This window comes from Methyloversatilis sp. XJ19-49 (genome assembly GCF_024580145.1).
Classification (GTDB): Bacteria; Pseudomonadota; Gammaproteobacteria; order Burkholderiales; family Rhodocyclaceae; genus Methyloversatilis.
Genome location: NZ_JANINI010000010.1, coordinates 47207 through 65256 on the forward strand (window position 1 = coordinate 47207; position 18050 = coordinate 65256).

General features: G+C 64.8%; 23 protein-coding genes. 15 read left to right on the top strand and 8 right to left on the bottom strand.

The genetic code is table 11. The features are described from left to right. Positions 1–24: 24 nt before the first annotated feature. Complete coding sequence (locus NMQ16_RS12810; protein WP_069037634.1) at positions 25–336, bottom strand: DUF3301 domain-containing protein; 312 nt, start codon at positions 334–336, stop codon at positions 25–27. Positions 337–342: 6 nt separating this feature from the next. Then, positions 343–672 (bottom strand): hypothetical protein, encoded by a 330-nt coding sequence (locus tag NMQ16_RS12815; RefSeq protein WP_257081132.1) that lies wholly within the window; start codon positions 670–672, stop codon positions 343–345. Between the two features lie 278 nt (positions 673–950). Between NMQ16_RS12815 and NMQ16_RS12820 the strand changes: the two genes are divergently transcribed. The 8 genes from NMQ16_RS12820 (at position 951) to NMQ16_RS12855 (ending at position 7391) form a co-directional block, all read left to right on the top strand. Beyond that, the gene (locus NMQ16_RS12820) at positions 951–1901 is read left to right on the top strand and encodes an EpsD family peptidyl-prolyl cis-trans isomerase (RefSeq protein WP_257081133.1); all 951 of its coding nucleotides are present in this window, start codon (positions 951–953) and stop codon (positions 1899–1901) included. 74 nt (positions 1902–1975) lie between these two features. Then, a complete protein-coding gene (gene epsE / locus NMQ16_RS12825) occupies positions 1976–2779 on the top strand; it encodes a polysaccharide export protein EpsE (RefSeq protein WP_257081134.1) in 804 nt (267 codons plus the stop codon). A 12-nt stretch (positions 2780–2791) separates the two neighbouring features. Then, the gene (gene epsF, locus NMQ16_RS12830; protein WP_257081135.1) at positions 2792–4180 is read left to right on the top strand and encodes a chain length determinant protein EpsF; all 1389 of its coding nucleotides are present in this window, start codon (positions 2792–2794) and stop codon (positions 4178–4180) included. A gap of 13 nt (positions 4181–4193) precedes the next feature. Continuing rightward, positions 4194–5060: a chain length determinant protein tyrosine kinase EpsG gene (gene epsG / locus NMQ16_RS12835; RefSeq protein WP_257081136.1), complete on the top strand. Its 867-nt coding sequence runs from the start codon at positions 4194–4196 to the stop codon at positions 5058–5060. A 61-nt stretch (positions 5061–5121) separates the two neighbouring features. Further along, positions 5122–5991, top strand: a complete 870-nt coding sequence (gene xrtB / locus NMQ16_RS12840) for an exosortase B (RefSeq protein WP_257081298.1) — start codon at positions 5122–5124, stop codon at positions 5989–5991. Positions 5992–6010: 19 nt separating this feature from the next. Continuing rightward, positions 6011–6487: a tRNA adenosine(34) deaminase TadA gene (tadA, locus tag NMQ16_RS12845; RefSeq protein WP_257081137.1), complete on the top strand. Its 477-nt coding sequence runs from the start codon at positions 6011–6013 to the stop codon at positions 6485–6487. Then, positions 6487–6966, top strand: a complete 480-nt coding sequence (locus tag NMQ16_RS12850) for a L,D-transpeptidase (protein WP_257081138.1) — start codon at positions 6487–6489, stop codon at positions 6964–6966. The genes tadA and NMQ16_RS12850 overlap by 1 nt, the downstream gene beginning before the upstream one ends. Next, a complete protein-coding gene (locus NMQ16_RS12855; RefSeq protein ID WP_257081139.1) occupies positions 6963–7391 on the top strand; it encodes a GNAT family N-acetyltransferase in 429 nt (142 codons plus the stop codon). The genes NMQ16_RS12850 and NMQ16_RS12855 overlap by 4 nt, the downstream gene beginning before the upstream one ends. Here NMQ16_RS12855 and NMQ16_RS12860 read toward each other — a convergent pair. The 5 genes from NMQ16_RS12860 to NMQ16_RS12880 form a co-directional block, all read right to left on the bottom strand. Then, positions 7361–7765, bottom strand: coding sequence for a two-component system response regulator (locus tag NMQ16_RS12860; RefSeq protein ID WP_257081140.1), 405 nt, complete (start codon positions 7763–7765; stop codon positions 7361–7363). The genes NMQ16_RS12855 and NMQ16_RS12860 overlap by 31 nt on opposite strands. After that, on the bottom strand, positions 7762–9486 hold the full coding sequence (locus NMQ16_RS12865) for an ATP-binding protein (protein ID WP_257081142.1): 1725 nt from the start codon (positions 9484–9486) through the stop codon (positions 7762–7764). Before NMQ16_RS12865 ends, NMQ16_RS12860 begins: the two co-directional genes overlap by 4 nt. Positions 9487–9590: 104 nt before the next feature. Beyond that, the gene (locus tag NMQ16_RS12870) at positions 9591–10382 is read right to left on the bottom strand and encodes an NRDE family protein (protein WP_257081143.1); all 792 of its coding nucleotides are present in this window, start codon (positions 10380–10382) and stop codon (positions 9591–9593) included. A 19-nt stretch (positions 10383–10401) separates the two neighbouring features. Then, positions 10402–10695, bottom strand: coding sequence for a DUF4936 family protein (locus tag NMQ16_RS12875; protein ID WP_257081144.1), 294 nt, complete (start codon positions 10693–10695; stop codon positions 10402–10404). After that, entirely contained in the window at positions 10695–11717 is a 1023-nt protein-coding gene (locus tag NMQ16_RS12880) for a folate-binding protein YgfZ (RefSeq protein WP_257081145.1), read from the bottom strand. The genes NMQ16_RS12875 and NMQ16_RS12880 overlap by 1 nt, the downstream gene beginning before the upstream one ends. A gap of 111 nt (positions 11718–11828) precedes the next feature. On the opposite strand from NMQ16_RS12880, the gene mltG reads away from it, so the two are divergent. Genes mltG through queF form a run of 7 tightly spaced genes read left to right on the top strand, consistent with a single transcriptional unit; the run spans position 11829 to position 17300 of the window. After that, positions 11829–12842 (top strand): endolytic transglycosylase MltG, encoded by a 1014-nt coding sequence (gene mltG / locus NMQ16_RS12885; protein ID WP_257081146.1) that lies wholly within the window; start codon positions 11829–11831, stop codon positions 12840–12842. Positions 12843–12880: 38 nt separating this feature from the next. Then, complete coding sequence (gene tmk, locus NMQ16_RS12890; protein ID WP_257081299.1) at positions 12881–13498, top strand: dTMP kinase; 618 nt, start codon at positions 12881–12883, stop codon at positions 13496–13498. Then, positions 13499–14551 (top strand): DNA polymerase III subunit delta', encoded by a 1053-nt coding sequence (gene holB / locus NMQ16_RS12895; protein ID WP_257081147.1) that lies wholly within the window; start codon positions 13499–13501, stop codon positions 14549–14551. Between the two features lie 46 nt (positions 14552–14597). Then, the gene (locus NMQ16_RS12900) at positions 14598–14963 is read left to right on the top strand and encodes a PilZ domain-containing protein (RefSeq protein WP_069037618.1); all 366 of its coding nucleotides are present in this window, start codon (positions 14598–14600) and stop codon (positions 14961–14963) included. A 59-nt stretch (positions 14964–15022) separates the two neighbouring features. Beyond that, complete coding sequence (locus NMQ16_RS12905) at positions 15023–15820, top strand: TatD family hydrolase (protein ID WP_257081149.1); 798 nt, start codon at positions 15023–15025, stop codon at positions 15818–15820. Then, a complete protein-coding gene (locus tag NMQ16_RS12910) occupies positions 15817–16452 on the top strand; it encodes an ankyrin repeat domain-containing protein (RefSeq protein WP_257081150.1) in 636 nt (211 codons plus the stop codon). The genes NMQ16_RS12905 and NMQ16_RS12910 overlap by 4 nt, the downstream gene beginning before the upstream one ends. After that, entirely contained in the window at positions 16452–17300 is an 849-nt protein-coding gene (gene queF, locus NMQ16_RS12915) for an NADPH-dependent 7-cyano-7-deazaguanine reductase QueF (RefSeq protein WP_257081151.1), read from the top strand. Before NMQ16_RS12910 ends, queF begins: the two co-directional genes overlap by 1 nt. Here the strand turns inward: queF and NMQ16_RS12920 are convergent. Further along, positions 17281–18006, bottom strand: coding sequence for a uracil-DNA glycosylase (locus tag NMQ16_RS12920; RefSeq protein WP_257081152.1), 726 nt, complete (start codon positions 18004–18006; stop codon positions 17281–17283). The genes queF and NMQ16_RS12920 overlap by 20 nt on opposite strands. Positions 18007–18050 lie beyond the last annotated feature (44 nt).

Genomic DNA, 18050 nt, shown 5'->3' on the forward strand with positions numbered 1-18050 from the left:
TCGGGCGGTTTGAGGTCGTACGTGTCAGATGATGTGAGGTGCGATGTACAGCGCCACGACCCGCTTGCCGATCAGGGTGACGGACCCCTGCCGGCGCCGTGTACCGTCATCGCTGTATTCGAAGCCGTAGGTGCGCTGGATGCGCATCTGTCCGTTGTCGTCGCGTGCGAGCCACGCCTTGCGGATGGCCACCGTGTCGTCAAGCAGCTGCACGCCGTCGGCGTGGCAGGCGGCGCGGCTCGCCTCCATGCCGATTTCGCGGGCGCTGAGGCTGTCCAGCCACAACCATATCAAGCCTCCGATGACCAGCAAGGCACTGAGTTCAAAAACCGGCATGGTCGGTCAGGCCCGCGGTGCGGGCTGGCGCGCGATGTAGCGCGCGAGTTTGTGGTCGGCCTGCTGCGACAGCCGGGCGGCCAGCTGTTCGGGTGCCAGTCCCGGGTAAAGCCGGCTCAGAACCAGCAACATGCACAACAGCACGTCAGCCGCTTCGGCGATGGCAGCTTCCGGTTCCAGCGTCTTGTGCGGCTTGAAACCGCGCTCGACCAGCACGGCCTCGGCCAGTTCGCCGCATTCTTCGGTAAGTTTGCACAGCAGCATCAGCGGATCCATGCGTTCATGGGCCGCGAAAACCTGCAGGGCGCTGAGAAAGGAATCGGCTGGAATGGACATGGTGAAACCGGATGCGATATCAGCGCCGATTCTAGCCTGTGCCGCCACACCCGCCACACCTGCCTGATCGCGCACGCCGCGGGACCGAATGGCAACCGGCGCACGCGTCTGAACCTGAAACATTGTGCAAACACACATCCGGAGTCCGCTCCATTACGGAAACATTTCACGCAATGGCGCCGTAACACTGCGCGGGTACTGTTAATGCTTGAGGACTTGGGCTATCTTGGCAATCGACCTAAGTGTCACAAATCCGCAACAAATTTTTCGGGGACAACATGTCACACCACGCAGGTCGAGCACTCGTTCTTTCAATTCTGGCGACGGCAATGCTGGCGGCGTGCGGCGGAGAGAGCGGTGACAAGAAGGTCGCCACCCAGGTCGCAGCGAAGGTCAACAGCGGCGAAGTGTCGGTGCATCAGATCAATCAGGTCATGCAGCGCACCAATGTGAGCAGTCCCGAACAGGCCAAGGCAGCGAGCAGACAGGTGCTGGAACGGCTGATCGATCAGGAGTTGCTTGTCCAGCAGGCGATCGACAAGAAGCTCGACCGCGACCCGAAAACCCTGCAGGCGATCGAAGCCGCCAAGCGCGAAGTACTCTCCCGCGCCTATCTCGAACAGGTTTCAGCGGTCGCGCCCAAGCCGACCGAGTCCGAGATCAGCGCCTACTACGCCGAACATCCCGAACTGTTTTCCGAACGGCGCATCTTCAGCCTGCGCGAGCTTGCGATCCAGGCCGGCCCGGAATTCATGCCGAAGCTGCAGCAATACATGGCGGAACCGCGCAACATGCAGCAGGTTGCCGAGTGGCTGCGCTCCGAGAATGTACGCTTCACTGCCAATGCGGTGACCAAGCCGGCCGAGCAGCTGCCGCTGGAAATGGTCAAGAACATCCACAAGCTCAACGATGGCCAGGTCGGCATCGTACGGTCCGGAAACACGATACTGCTGCTTGAAGTGGCGGCGTCGCGCAGCGTGCCTGTCGACGAGAAGGCGGCGCAACCGGTGATCGAACAGTTCCTGTTCAACCAGCGCAAGACCGAAGTGGCGAAGGCCGAGGTCAAGAAGCTGCGTGACTCGGGCAAGATCGAGTACCTCGGTGAATTCAGTGCGCCAGCCGATGTGCCGGCGGCGCCCGCTGCGCCGGTATCGGCGACGGAAACGCCTTCGGCAGTGTCGCCGGAGGCTGGCACCGCGGTGGACAAGGGCCTGTCGGGTCTCAAGTAGGACGACGTCCGGCCGCGTTTTCCGGCCCTCCTGCGGAGGGCTTCAGTCACCTTCATCACCTGGATAGGTCCACCATGACGAAGTTTTTGCGCCTGCTGTGTGCATTCTGGTTCAGCGCACTCCTGCTGCCGATGGCCCATGCGGTCGATGCCCGTGAATATGCGCTGGGATCCGGCGACGTGGTCCGGGTGACCGTGTTCCAGAATCCCGATCTCACCGTCGAAACGCGGGTCACCGAGAACGGCAGCATCACCTATCCGCTGATCGGCGCGGTCAACGTCGGCGGCCTCACGCTTCCCGCAACCGAGAAGCTGATCGCCGACAAGCTGCGCGAAGGCGGCTTCGTGCTGAAGCCTCAGGTCAACGTGCTGGTGCTGCAGATCCGCGGCAATCAGGTTTCGGTGCTCGGACAGGTCAATCGCCCGGGGCGCTACCCGATCGAGATCGCCGGCACGACCGTAACCGACATCCTTGCGACCGCCGGTGGTGCGTCGGTCAATGGCGCAGACGTCGTCACGCTGGTCGGTACGCGCAATGACCAGCCGTTCCGCATGGAAATCGATGTGCCTTCGCTGTTTCAGCCGGACGGCATGAAGTCGGACATCGCCGTGCAGGGCGGTGACATGCTCTATGTGCATCGCGCGCCCGTGTTCTACATCTACGGCGAGGTGAATCGCCCCGGAGCCTATCGCCTTGAGCGGGGCATGTCGGTCATGCAGGCGCTTGCCCAGGGTGGCGGCATCACGCTGCGCGGTACCGACAAGCGTATCCGGCTGCATCGCCGCAACGCATCGGGCCAGGTTGATACGATGGAACCCGAAATGGCGTTGCCACTGCAGAGTGATGATGTCGTGTATGTGCGCGAAAGCCTTTTCTGATCGGACGAATTCATGACTTTTCAGCAGTTTCTTCTGATTCTTCGCGCACGGTGGCTGGTCGGGCTGGCCGTGCTTTTCGTGGTTGTTGCAACGACCGTGGCGGTGAGTCTCGTTCTGCCCAAGCAGTACGAGTCGGCGGCGTCGGTGCTGATCGACGTCAAGTCGCCGGACCCCATTCTCGGCGTCACGCTGCCGGGGCTGGTGTCGCCGGGTTACATGGCGACGCAGATCGACATCGTGACCTCGGACCGCGTTGCACAGCGCGTCGTGCGCGTGCTCGGTTTCGAAAAGAGTGCGCAGGCGGTCGAACAGTGGCGCGAGGCGACCGATGGCAGGGGCTCGATCGATGCCTACTTCGCCGAGCTGTTGAAAAAGAAGCTCGACGTGCGCCCGTCGCGTGAATCGAACGTGCTGTCGATCGCCTTTTCCGGTCAGGATCCGGCGTTCTCGGCGGCCGTGGCGAATGCTTTTGCCCAGGCCTACATCGATACCAATCTCGAACTGAAGATCGAGCCGGCCAAGCAGTACGCCGCATGGTTCTCCAGCCAGTCGAAGTCGTTGCGCGAAGAGCTCGAAAAGGCGCAGACCAAGCTGTCGGAGTTCCAGAAGGAAAGCGGCATCGTGAACACCGACGAGCGGCTCGACATAGAAAATGCCCGTCTGGCCGAACTTTCGAGCCAATACACGGCGATCCAGGCGCAGCGCAGCGACAGCGCGTCACGCCAGGCACAGGTCAGCCAGTCGCAGATCGAAACGCTGCCGGAAGTGCAGCAGAATTCGCTCATCATCGGGCTCAAGTCCGAGCTTGCGCGCGGCGAGGCGCGCATGACCGACGCCAGCCAGCGCTTCGGGCGCAATCACCCGGAATACCAGCGCGCACAGGGAGAGGTTGATTCTCTGCGTGCCAAGCTGGAAGCTGAAATGAAGAAGGTCGCCAGCACGCTGGGCACCAGCAACCGGGTGAACGTGCAGCGGGAAGCAGAGGTCAAGGCATCTCTGGCGGCGCAGAAGGACAAGGTTCTGGAACTGAAGAAGCAGCGTGACGATCTGGCGGTGCTCCAGCGCGAAGTCGAAAGTGCGCAGCGCGCCTACGATGCGGTGGCGCAGCGCTTCACGCAGACCAGCCTGGAAAGTCAGACCACGCAGACCAATATCGTCGTGCTGACGCCGGCCACGCCGCCGCTGGAACATTCCAGCCCGAACCTGCTGCTGAACACGCTGGTCGCCGTATTCCTCGGCGTACTGCTGGCTGTGGGCACCGTGCTGCTGCTCGAACTGCTCGACCAGCGCATCCGCGGTGACGATGACCTGCAGCAGCTTCTCGGGGTGCCCGTACTGGGTCTGATCTCGACCGCCAAATTCGGCAAGGGCGCCAAGCGCGCCCGCGCAGCCGCCGCCTGAAGGACACTCTGGAATGAATGCATCCACTTCCCTCGACACCGGCTCCGGCCGGGCCATCGGCGCCATCCTGATAGACGCCGGCCGGCTCAGCCCGGATGGTGCCGAACGCATCCTGCGCGCGCAGCGCGACGGTGGCCTGCGCTTTGGCGACGCGGCGATTTCACTCGGTCTGCTGAAGGAATCCGACATCCAGTTCGCGCTGTCGCGTCAGTTCGACTATCCCTTCCTGCAAGCCGGCGAAAGCAGTGTCAGCGACGAGGTTGTTGCGGCTTACCGTCCCTTCACGCACCAGGTCGAAGAGTTGCGCGCGCTGCGCAGCCAGCTGATGCTGCGCTGGTTCGATGCCGAAGCCGAGCGCAAGACGCTGGCCATCGTCAGCCCGGAACGCGGCGAAGGGCGCAGCTTCATCGCCGCCAATCTGGCCGTGGTCTTTTCGCAGCTCGGCGAGCGTACGCTGCTGATCGACGCCGACATGCGCAATCCGCGCCAGCACACGATGTTTTCCGTCAGCAACCGGCTCGGCCTGTCGGAAACGCTGGCCGGACGCGGTGGTCCGGAAGCCGTGCAGCGCGTGCCTGCGCTGCTTGACCTGTGCGTCATGCCGGCGGGTGCGGTGCCGCCGAATCCGCAGGAACTGCTGTCGCGACCGATGTTCAGCCAGCTGCTTGGCCAGCTGGCGAAGGATTTCGACGTGATCCTGATCGATACGCCAGCAGGCGCCGAATACGCCGATGCGCAGACCATCGCCGTGCGTGCCAGTGGCGCGCTGATGGTGGCGCGCAAGAACGTGAGCCGCGCGTCGCGCCTGCACCGTCTGGCTGACGAGCTGGTCACCGCGAGTGCCACCCTCGTGGGCTCGGTGATGAACGAGCCCTGCTGATGTACCCGGTCGAAAGGCTTTACCGTCCGTGAATCTACCGTCCATGTCCTCCCAGTCTTCGATGCGGCTCGGCCTGCATGCCCTCTCTGCGGGCTGGGCGCCATTCTGGATCGTCATCGCAGGCATGGCGGCCATGTACGGGCCGAGTTTCCACGACCTGTTCAACGGCATATGGGCCACCGACGAGAACGCGCACGGCCCGATCGTGCTCGCCGTTGCCCTCTGGCTGCTGTACACCAAGTGGAACGAAATCGCCGACAGCATCGAGTACGCACCGGCGCCAGCGCTGGGCTGGCCGGTACTGGTGTTTGCGCTGCTGCTCTACGCGCTGGGGCGTTCGCAGGACATTCTGATCTTCGAAATCGGCTCGCTGATTCCGTTGCTGGCCGGCCTGCTGCTGGTGTTCTTCGGCAAGTCTACGCTGCTCAGGCTGTGGTTTCCGCTGTTCTTCATGCTGTTCATGATTCCGCTGCCCGGTGTGCTGGTCGACACCATCACGCAGCCGATGAAGATGGCGGTGTCGTGGGCGGCCGAACATCTGCTGTACGCGCTGGGTTACCCGATCGCACGCACCGGCGTCATCCTCGTCATCGGCCAGTACCAGTTGCTGGTTGCTGATGCCTGCGCCGGTCTGCATTCGCTGTTCACGCTGGAAGCGCTCGGCCTGCTCTACCTCAATCTGGTGAAGCACGATTCGCTGAGCCGCAACATCACGCTGGCCATCCTGATCGTGCCGATCTCGTTCTGCGCCAACGTCATCCGGGTCATCGTGCTCACGCTGATCACGTACCACTTCGGCGACGAGGCTGGGCAGGGCTTCCTGCACGGCTTTGCCGGCATGGTGCTGTTCATCAGCGCGCTCATCCTGATCATCGGCGTCGATTCGATGCTGCGCTTCGGCGTGCGGGTGGCCGAGCCACGCGCCAGCTGAGACCGGGTCGGCGAAGTTCATGAGCGGTACCGATACCGATCTCGCGTTCATGAACGAAGCGCTCGCGCTCGCGCGCGAGGCCGGTGCGCTGGGTGAGGTACCGGTCGGTGCCGTCGTCGTGTGCGACGGCGAGATCGTCGGTCGTGGCTACAACCGCCCCATCATGGCGCACGACCCGACGGCGCACGCCGAAGTGATGGCGTTGCGGGCAGCCGGCCAGGCCCTTGGCAATTACCGCATGCCGGGCTGCACGCTTTACGTGACGCTCGAACCCTGTGCCATGTGCAGCGGCGCGATCCAGCATGCGCGCATCGCGCGCGTGGTGTTCGGTGCGCGCGATCTCAAGACCGGTGCCTGCGGCAGCGTGACCGACCTGTTTGCAGAAGCGCGTCTGAATCACCATGCGACGGTCGAATCCGGTCTGCTCGAAGCGGAATGCGGCCGTCTGCTCAGCGATTTCTTCGCCGCCCGCCGGCGTCGCACCGATACCGCCTGATGCGCCTGGCGCTCGACATTCCCACGCAGTGGATGCAGCTGTACGACGATCGTGATGTGCTGATCCGTCGCTACCGCGTGTCAACGGCGCGCAATGGCAGTGGTGAGCAGCGCGGCAGCTACTGCACACCGCGCGGACGCCACATCATCCGCGCGCGCATAGGTGGTGGTTCGCCGTCCAATACCGTTTTCGTGCGGCGCCGCCCGACCGGCGAATGCTGGTCGCCCGAGCTCGCGGCAAGTCATCCCGGCCGCGACTGGATTCTGACCCGCATCCTCTGGCTGTCCGGTTGCGAGCCGGGCTTCAACCGCCTGGGCGAGGTCGATACGATGCGCCGCTTCATCTATCTGCACGGCAGTCCGGATACGGCCGAAATGGGTGTGCCCGGGTCGATCGGCTGCGTACGCATGCGCAATCGCGACATCATCGAACTGTTCGAACTGGTGCCGGCAGGCACGCCGGTGGATATCCGCGATTGAGCGCTCTCACCGTCGTCGTCGGCGACTGGATGTCACTTGAGCCGGCACTCCGGACGGTGCGCGAGGCGGTGTTCATCCTTGAACAGGGCATTCCGGCCGAACTGGAGTGGGACGCCGATGACGCGACCAGCCGCCATGCACTGGCCTGCATCGACGGCGCGCCGGTGGCCTGCGGACGCCTGCTGCCGGACGGACACATCGGGCGCATGGCGGTGCGGGTGGCCTGGCGCGGTCAGGGCATCGGCCGGGCCATTCTCGATGCGCTGATCGACTCGGCGCAGCAGGTCGGCATGCCCTTGCTGCAACTGCACGCCCAGATCCACGCCACCGGATTCTACGAAAAGGCAGGTTTCACCGCCGAGGGGCCGCCGTTCGACGAAGTCGGCATCGCGCATCAGCGGATGGTGCGCGCCCTGATCAGTTGAGGCAGCGTTTCGTCTTCCAGCGGCTTCACGATGAAATCCTCGACCCGCGGGTAACCCAGTGCGCGCTCGCGTTCGTGGTCCAGCGGTGACGAACTGAGCATGCAGATGCGCGCGTCGCCCTTGTGCTCGTCGGGCAGCAGATGAAAGTGGTCGAGAAACTCGAAACCGTCCATGCGCGGCATGTTGATGTCGAGCAGCACGAGATCGACATCGTGACCCGGGTTGTCGGCAAACCACGCGAGCGCCTTCTCCGCCCACTCGAATACCTTCACGCGCAACGCCAGACCGGATCGTTCCAGCAGCAGGCCGTGAAAGAAATTGTCGGCTTCGCTGTCGTCGATCAGCATGATGGTGCGCAGCGATGGCCCGGTCATGCGGCAGCCATCCGTGACGGCGTGGTGGGCAGGCAGGCCGACAGGGGCAACGCGAGCACGAAACAGCTGCCGCGGCCTTCTTCCGACTCCACGTAAAGCCGCGCACCGTGCATGTCGGCAATGCGCCGGCTCAACGCAAGGCCCAGACCGGTGCCTTCGAACTCCGAACGCGCATGCAGGCGCTGGAACACGCCGAAAATCTTCTCGTGAAAGCCCTCTGCAATGCCGATGCCGTTGTCGATCACCCGGATGCGCAGCTCGTGTTCATCCGATTCGGAACAGATGCGGATGAACGGCGCCTCGCCCGGCCGCTTGAACTTCAGCGCATTGCTGACCAGGTTCTGCAGCAGCAGGCCGAGCAGGGTGCGGTCGCCGAGCACGGTAGGCAGCGGTGCGACATGCAGCGTGGCACCGGCTTTTTCGATCGCATCGGACAGTACCTGCCGGGTGTCTTCGATGCTCTCGTTCAGGTCCACGCGGTCAAGGCGTGCTTCGCTGTTGTCGATGCGTACGAAGGAAAGCAGGTCATTGACCAGCGTGCGCAGGCGTTCTCCGCCGCGCAGGATGAAATCGATGTAGCGGTCGATACGCTCGCTGTCCGCCTCATGCCGGTCGCGCGCCAGCAGCTTGGCGAAATTGAGGATGGAGTTGATCGGCTCGCGCAGGTCGTGTGAGGCGACGTGCACGAACTGCTGCAGCCCCATGTTGCTGCGCTCGAGTTCGTCCAGCGTCCGGCGCAGATGCTCTTCCGCTTCGAGCCGGTCCGTGATGTCTTCACCCATGCCGAGCAGACCGATGCCGACGCCGCGTTCATCGATCAGCCGCGTGGTGTGCCATGCCACCGTGCGGAACTGTCCGTCCGAGGTCATCACCCGACCGTGGAAACGACGCGAACTGTTGCTTCCGGCGTCGATCAGGCCGGTGAAGAACGCACGCGCAGCGGGACGTTCCGGCGCCGGGAAGCACAGGTCGAACCAGTCTTCGCCGCGCAGCGAGCTGCTCGGTCGGCGCAATACCTCGCCGGTGCGGCAGTTGGCGCGCTCGATCCGGCCAGTCAGATCGGTGACCACCATCATGTTGCCGGCGACGTCGAAATACAGTTCCGCCCGATCGCGCGCCTGCTGCAGTTCGCGCGTGCGCAGGGCAACCAGCGTCTGCATTTCCTCGTTGAAGCGCTGCAACTGCTGCTCGAACAGCGACTGGCGTGCGGTGGCTTCCTGCAGTGCAATCACCTTTTCGCGCAACCTGATCTGCGCGACGACCTGACGCGCCAGCACGTTGAGCGCGTCGCGCTGTGCAGCATCGAGTGTGCGCGGTACCACGTCCAGCACGCACAGGGTGCCGATCCGTTGTCCGGCGCCGATGTCGAGCGGAGCGCCGGCATAGAAACGCAAGCCCAGTGCCCCGGTCACCAGGGGATTGTCATGGAAGCGCTCGTCGTCCCGGGCATCTCCGACCACGAACACGTCGGAACCCAGGATGGCATGGGCGCAGAAGGCCACGTCGCGTGGTGTCTCGGAAGCGGTGACGCCAATGCGCGACTTGAACCATTGCCGATCCTTGTCGACCAGACTGATTATGGCCATTGGCGTGCCGCAGATGTGCGACGCCAGACGCGTCAGGTCATCGAACGACGGTTCGGCAGGCGTGTCGAGCAGCGCTGTGGCGTTCAGCGCGGCCAGTCGTTCTGCTTCTCCTGGGGGCAGGGGTGCGGCAATCATTGGGCAAGGACTTGAAGCGGGGACACGATCACGACAATGTGCATTTTCGACATTGTGAAGACAAAACTTGATTGCACACGCACGAATTGAGGCGTTACCCGCCTTCAACGGTGCAGATTGAAGCGCGATGCACCCTGATACCTGCCGCTGCAGCCATAGCGGCGCTCTTCGACACACAGGTGGCGATCGGTCAGTTGCAGCAGCGTGCCAGATCGTGTGCCGTACTCGTCGCCGCTGATGAAAACCGGCGACAGCCGCCGTTCCCACTCGATGCCGACGCCGGTGTCAGGCAGGTCGGCGTCGTCGGCCGGTGTAGCGTCGGCGAGCAGGGTGAAAGCCTTGTCAGTGAGCGAAGGGAACGCCGGCGCCTCGTCCGCCTCCGGTGCGCCCAGCATCCTTGAAAGGCCGTCGCGTGCCCGGATCAGCTTGGGCCAGGGCGTGCCCGGCAGATGATTGGACACGGCGTGCAGACCGGGTTCGAGTGTCCGGACGTCGAGCGCGCCGTCGCCCGGGTGACCGATCCATATCAGCGAGTGGCCATCGCACAGCAGCAGATTGAAGCCGTTGTAGTCGCCGCCGTCGCGACGCAGCGCGTCTGCGTAATCGGCCGCGCCGGCCCGGCCGGTCAGGAAACCGGACACCAGCAGGCCGCGCGAGCGGGCGTCCGGGCGCTGCGCGGACGGATCGCGGAAATTGGTCAGTGCAGCAAAGCGGCCATCACGGGTGACACCCATCCAGGTGCCGCCGGATTGCAGGTCGCGCCCGGCCAGAACGTCCGGCGCATCCGGCCAGAAGGCCAGCGGTGCCGTCGGCCGTCGATGAAATTCGTCGCGATTGGCAATGACCAGCAGCGGCATGTCGGGCCGCATTCGCCAGCCCAGCGCGATCAGGCACATGACGGAGATGTCCGGCGGCTCATCCGGGTGCGCGGAAGCGTTCGAGGTGGCGCCGGCTGCCTTCGGCCAGCAGTTCGTACAGCCCATGGCGGAACGCATGACTGCCGAGTTCAATCTCGAATTCGTACTGGTCGCCGACACCTTCGTAGCTTTCCATCCAGGTCGACGGGTCGTCGAGCCGGCGTCGCACCCGGCCCGCGATGCCGGTCGCCGCGTGCAGCGAGGCCTGCATGGTGGCCAGCGCCGCCAGCAGTTCGGCTTCGCGCCCGGCTTCAATGCGGTAATAGACGAAGTAGTCGATGCGCACGGTCATCACTCGCCCAGCGAGTAGGGCATCGGCAGCAGCGTCAGCGCGGCGCCATCCGGGCTGGCCAGCTTGACAGCGCCGGCGGTCGTGCTCGACATCTGGATCACGGCCAGCAGTTCACAGCCGCCATCCGGATGGGCGACCGCATCGACCACTTCGCCGCAGGCCTGATCGTTCGTGTCGGCGCCATACACCGGTGTACCGGCCGGCGGGGGCAGGCAGTCGGCCTGCGCGCGGTACATGCGTCGCTTGAGCTTGCCCAGATACTGGGTACGGGCGACGATTTCCTGCCCCGGATAGCAGCCCTTCTTGAAATTCACGCCGCCGGTCAGCTCGAAATTCACCATCTGCGGCACGAAGGACTCCTGCGTTTCGGGCCACACGCTGACGAGACCGTCGCGGATGTCGAAACGCCGCCAGACCGGGGTGCCGGCAGGCGTTGCGTGCGCCGACAGCGCGCGCCAGAGCGATGCGAGGCGTTCTGCCGGCAGCACGATTTCGAATCTGTCCTCGGCCAGCCTGAGCACCGTCACGTCGTCGGCGCTCGCCGCGGTCATGACGTCTGCAGGCACCGGCAGGCCGGCGGCATGCAGGGCGGCGACGGCGTTGCCGCCGGCCAGTCCGAGTGCCGGCCGCGCTGCGCTACTGTCCGAAAGCGTCACTTTCGAGCGCAGCACATACATCGACAGCTTCCTGCGCATCGGTTCGGCCAGCGCTGTCGGCAACTGCACGACCACGGCACTGCCCTCGCGCCAGATCGTGAATGCGGCCAGCAGGCGTCCCTTCGCACTGCAGAAGCCGGCGAGCCGCGCGGTGTCGGCCGGCAGGCCCTTGACGTCCTGCGTCAGCAGGTTGTGCAGGAAGGCCGAGGCGTCCTCGCCGTCGGCGTGCAGACGCGACAGGTGGCTCAGCGGAACGAGCACGGTGGCGTCGTGCGCCGCGCGCATTTCGGCGGCGGCATCCTGCATGGCCGGAAACTGGCCATCGTTGGCCACTGTGCCGGCCGGGAGAAGATCGGTGAAGGTCATGGTATGCGGAAACGGAAGTCAGACAGTTGATGCTGAAGGTCGGCGACCACGTCGGAGAGGTTAACATATGCGACCCGGCGTGCTGCGCCGCCCGCCAAACGCCTTTCCCGCATGATCCGTGTTCTCGTCCGTCTCGCCCTGCTTGCGCTGGTCGCCGCGCTTGCCGCCGTCGCTGCATTGGCCTGGTATGCCCAGCGTCCGCTGGTCTGGGACGGCGAGGCGGTCGAATTCACACTGCGCCCCGGAACGGCCCTGCGTCAGGCGACGCGTCAGATTGCCGCAGCCGGTGTGCCGGTCGAGCCGGCCCTGATGGGGCTGATCGGGCGGGTGGCCGTCGACGGCACGAAGCTGCAGGCCGGCAGCTATGCCTTTCGCAGCGGGCTGACGCCAGTCGAACTGCTCGAAATGATGACGCGCGGCGACGTGACGCTGCGCGAGGTGCGCCTGATCGAAGGCTGGACCTGGCGTCAGGCACGCGCGGCGCTGGCGGCGCACCCGGATCTGCTGCAGGAGGCGGCGGCGCTGGATGACGCGCAGCTGCTTGCCCGCATCGGCAGCGATGCGCCCTTCGCCGAAGGCTGGTTTTTCCCCGACACCTATCTGTTCGCCAGGGGCGACAGTGATCTTTCGGTGCTCAGACGTGCCCATCACGCGATGCAGGCCCAGCTTGCGCAGGCGTGGCAGAACCGCACGGCCGATCTGCCTTATCGCTCGCCGCAGGACGCGCTGATCATGGCGTCCATCATCGAAAAGGAAACCGGTACCGCCACCGACCGGCCGATGATCGCCTCGGTGTTCGTCAATCGGCTGCGCGTCGGCATGCCGCTGCAGACCGATCCGACCGTGATCTATGGTCTGGGCGAGCGCTTCGACGGCAATCTCACTCGCGCCCATCTGCGTGCAGACACGCCGTACAACACCTATACCCGGGGCGGCTTGCCGCCAACGCCGATCGCACTGCCCGGCCGGGCGGCGATCGATGCCGCCCTCAATCCGGCGCCCAGCCCCTACTATTACTTCGTCGCACGCGGCGACGGCAGCAGCGAGTTTTCGCGCACGCTGGCAGAACACAACCGAGCCGTCGACCGCTTTCAGCGTCGTCCGGCGAAGAGTGAGCGCAAATGAACGCAACCCGGATGAACGAAGGCGAGGCCGCCCTACAGATGCAGACACACCGTTTCATCACTTTCGAAGGCATGGATGGCGCCGGCAAGAGCACCCAGATCGTCCACGCGGCGGACTGGTTGCGCACGCGCGGCGATTCCGTGCTGCTGACCCGCGAGCCGGGCGGCACGCCACTGGGCGAATCGCTGCGCGCATTGCTGCTGCACGAAGCCATGCATGCCGATACCGAGGCCCTGCTGATGTTTGCTGCCCGTCGCGAACATCTGGCACAGGTGATCGAGCCCGCGCTGGCGCGTGGCGAGTGGGTGTTGTGTGACCGTTACACAGACGCCAGCTTCGCCTATCAGGGCGGCGGTCGGGGCATCGATGCGGCACGGCTCGGCGTGCTGGAACAGTGGGTCCAGCGCGGCCTGCAGCCGGGCCTGACGCTGCTGTTCGATCTGCCGTGCGAAGTTGCGGCGCAGCGTCTGGCGGCGAGTGGCGGCGACCCGGATCGATTCGAGCGCGAACAGGCCGACTTCTTCAACCGCGTACGGACTGCCTATCTTGAACGGGCCACCGCCGAGGCCGCGCGCATTCGCGTCATCGATGCTTCAACGAGCCCGGATATTGTTTCGATTCAACTTGAAGAAATACTTTCAAAGTACTGTAATTAAATGATTTACGATTGGTTGAAGCCACAGTGGAATCAGGTGCTCGCCGGCGCGGACCGCATGCCGCACGCGCTGTTGCTGGCCGGCCCGTCCGGTGTCGGCAAGCGCGAATTCGCCGAGGCGCTGGCTGCGCGCATGTTGTGCGAGCGCGCCCGAGGCGCTGAAATCGCCTGTGGTGCGTGTGCGTCCTGCGTGCTGATCACGACCGACAATCATCCTGACCTGCTGACGGTGCGCCCGGAAGCGCTCGACGACGAAGCCGGCGAGGGCGATGACGCAGAGGACGGCGAAGGCGGCAAGGCAAAGTCGAAACTGATCCGCATCGCGCAGGTGCGCGCCGTCATCGAACGGCTCGGCGTGGGATCGCACCAGGGGGGCTACCGCGTGGTGCTGCTGTATCCGGCTGAAGCCATGCTGTCCGAATCTGCCAATTCACTTCTCAAGGTACTTGAAGAACCACCGGTAAATACATTGTTTTTGTTGATTTCAGATCGACCAAGAAATCTGTTGCCGACGATACGCAGCCGAACCCGTCTGCTGCCCTTTCACCTGCCGCCGATCGACCAGTCGATGGCCTGGCTCAAGGCTCAGGGCATTGCGCAGGCGGCCGATGCGCTGGCGCTGTGTGCCGGGGCGCCGCTGCATGCACGCGATCTCGCCGCGTCAAAAGACGCTCAAATTCAAGGCCAGTTTGTCGATGATGTATCGAGGCTCGCCATCGACGCACCGCTGGACGTGGCGGCGCGCTGGGCCGGCTGGCTGCAGGGCCGCAAGAAGGGCGAGCCCGGGCTGACCGACCTGCCGACGCTGGTGACCTGGCTGCAGCGCTGGATGGCCGATCTGGTCATGCAGTCGACCGCCGGTGCGCCACGCGTCTTCGTGGCGCGTCAGGCGGCGTTGCAAGCGCTTGCACAACGCAGCGATGTCGCGACCGTGCTGCGTGGGTACAATGAATTGCTGAAAGTCCGGGCGCTGGCGCATCACCCGCTGAATGCCCGGCTTTTCGTGGAAGACATGCTGCTGCGTTACGCCAGGTTGTTCCGGGCGCCACGCTGAGCGAAACTTGATGTACTTGATGTCAGCAGACCCCGGGACAACAGGAATGAGCGAACCGCAGGTCACGTCGGGCAACCGCCGCAGCGTACTGTCACTCGCCGTCAGTTCGAAATCGGTGCTGTACGCCGCCTACATGCCCTTCCTGAAGGGCGGCGGGATATTCCTGCCGACCAACCGCGTCTACAAGATAGGCGACGAGGTGTTCCTGCTGCTCCAGTTGATGGACGATCCGGCCAAGCTGCCGATCCAGGGCACCGTCGCGTGGGTGACACCGCCGGACGCGCAGGGAGGCAAGCAGCAGGGCATCGGCCTGCGCTTCGGTGAAGACGACAGCAGCAAGGCGGCCCGCGCCAAGATCGAATCCGTGATCGGCAGCCATCTGGCGTCCACGCGGCAGACGCACACGCTTTGACCGGGCCGCCCGGGCGTGATCCGGGCGACCCCAACGAATACGTTCTTTCCGGTTCTTCAATGTTCATCGATTCCCATTGCCACATCGACTTTCCCGACCTGGCCGTCCGCGAGGACGAACTGATCGCCAACATGCGTGCGCAGCAGGTCAGTCACGCGCTGTGCGTGTCGGTCAATATCGAACAGTGGCCGCGCGTCACCGCGATGGCAGGCCGGCACGACAATGTGTTCGCCTCGCTGGGCGTGCATCCGGACTATGAAGACGTGACCGAGCCGGATGTCGAGCAGCTGGTGAAGCTGTCCGACCACCCGCGCGTCGTGGCGATCGGCGAAACCGGGCTGGATTACTTCCGCCTGACCGGTGACCTCGAGTGGCAGCGCGCGCGCTTCCGCACCCACATCCGGGCCGCGCGCGAATGCGGCAAGCCGCTGATCATCCACACCCGATCGGCGGCTGAAGACACGCTGGCCATCATGCGCGAGGAAAAGGCGCACGAGGTCGGTGGCGTCATGCACTGTTTCACCGAATCGCTGGAGGTGGCCGAAGCGGCGATCGACATGGATTTCTGCATTTCCTTTTCCGGCATCGTCACGTTCAAGAACGCGCAGTCGCTGCGTGATGTGGCCAGAGCCATTCCGGCGCGCGCCATGCTGATCGAAACCGATTCGCCCTACCTCGCGCCGGTGCCCTACCGCGGCAAGATGAACGAGCCGTCCTTCGTGCCGCATGTGGCGGCCGAACTTGCGCGCGTGCGCGACATGTCGCTCGATGATGTCGCCCGCGTCACCAGCGACAACTTCTTCCGCGTGTTCAGCGATGCCGCGCGGCTGGCCGGTCGCCTCGGAGTGGCGGCATGAAGACACTGCGCATCGTGGTGCTGAGCACCTGCCTCGCGGCGACCAGCGGCGTACTGGGCGCCGCCTACGATGACCTGATCAATGCCGCCAATCTGGGCGACGCACGTACCGTGTCTGCCTTCGTGGATCGCGGGCTGGATGTGAATTCGGTCGATCCGCGCGGTGAAACGCTGCTGATCATCGCTTCGCGCGCGGGTCACCTCGATCTGGTCAAGGCACTGCTCGACCGACGCGCCAGACTCGAAGCCGTCAATGCGGTCGGCGAAACCGCACTTGCGGTGGCGGCATACAACGGTCACGCCGAAGTGGTCGACCTGCTGCTGGCGAAGGGCGCCGACCCGGTCAATACGCAGGGCTGGTCGGCCCTGCATTACGCCGCCATGCAGGGACACAGCGCGCCGCTGAAGGCGCTGATCGCCCGCGGCGCACCGGTCGATGCGCTGGCGCCGAATGGCGCGACCGCATTGATGCTGGCCGCGCGCAGCAACAACATCGACACCGTGCGCGTGCTGCTGGCGGCGCGTGCCGATGCCCGGGTGCGCGGGCGCGACGGCGAAACGGCGGTTGACTGGGCACTGAAGGTCGGCAATACCGACGCAGCGGCGCTGATCCGCAAGTCGATGGGGCCGTGATGGACGACGAACGCCAGTTGCCATCGCATTCGCCGCTCGGGCGCAGCTCCGACTATCCGGACCGCTACGACGCCGGCCTGCTGTTCCCGATGCAGCGCACCGCATCGCGCCAGTCGCTCGGTCTGTTGCAGGGCCAGCCGCTGCCGTTCTCCGGCATCGATCGCTGGCACGCGTGGGAAATATCCTGGCTGGACCCGCGTGGCAAACCGCAGGTGGCGATCGGGCGCTTCGACATTCCGGCCGACAGCCTGTGCATGGTCGAGTCCAAATCGCTGAAGCTCTACCTGAACAGCTACAACAACGAGCGCATGGTGTCGCGCGAAGCGGTGCGGGCGCTGATCGAAACCGATCTGTCGGCGGCCTGCCAGTCGGGTGTGATGGTCGAACTGCATGCGCTCGACGCCTTGCCGGCGCGGGTCGGGGAGCAGGGTAGCGCACTGCCGGGCGACTCGATCGATGCCCCGGAGCTGAGTTTCGACTGCTACCAGCCGGACCCCTCATTGCTGTCCGCGGGCGGTGATCCGGTCGAGGAGTGCCTGCGCTCCGACCTGCTGAAGACCAACTGCCCGGTCACGCTGCAGCCGGACTGGGCGACCCTGATGGTGCGTTATCGCGGCCCGCGCATCGATCGCGAAGGTCTGCTGCGCTATGTCGTGTCCTTCCGCAATCACGCCGATTTTCACGAACACTGCGTCGAGCGGATCTATATGGATCTGCTGCAGCGCTGCCGGCCCGAGCGTCTGACGGTTAACGCCTTCTACACGCGGCGTGGCGGGCTGGACATCAATCCCTGGCGCAGCAATTTCGAACAGCCGGACGGGCGCTTCGTCAAACTTGCCCGTCAGTGAGCCGTTCGCGCAGCGCGCTGACCGCCGCGCGGAATTCGGGCGCACCGCCGTAACTGGGGTGACGCGCCGGCAGCGCGTCGATGCCCATGTCGGCCAGGCTGGCCTGGCAGATGCGGCCGATCGCCAGTCGCGGCACGCCCGGAAAAAGCTCGAGGAACTGTTCCAGCAGGGGCCGCAGCGCGCGCCGCTCGGTCACGCTGGGGGCGCGATTGGTCAGCGGCTGGTCCGGCAGGTGAGGGTGATAGGCGACTGCATTCCACAGCACGAAGTCGCGCGCCTGCCAGCGTTGGTCGCGCATCGCGCCCCACACGATGCTGGCGGTGCGTTCCAGCATGCCGTCGCGGTTCTTCAATTGCGGCAGCTCGCGGCTGGTGCGCCGGAATCGCCCATCGAAATAGTCATCAAAGCAATCGGCGCCATGTCCGTCGGTACCGCGCGCCAGCACGTCGCGTTCGCTGGTCATCGCCATGCCGGAGAATTTGGCGCCGCTGTAACTGGGGGCCTCGGCGATCAGCAGCACGCGGGCGCGGCCCAGCCGGGCGGCCAGATAGCGATGCAGGTGGTCGGCACGGATCTGCGGGGCGTCCGGCGAGCAGTCGTGCACCGGGTCGTGGTCGCCCCACGGGTTGAACATCGTGCCCGGGTCGGGAATCAGCGCGCCGGCGACGACGGCGGTCACGAAATTGTCGAGATCGTTTGCGGACATCGAAGGTCTCACTGGCCGGACACGAAAGGCGCGCATTGTGCATG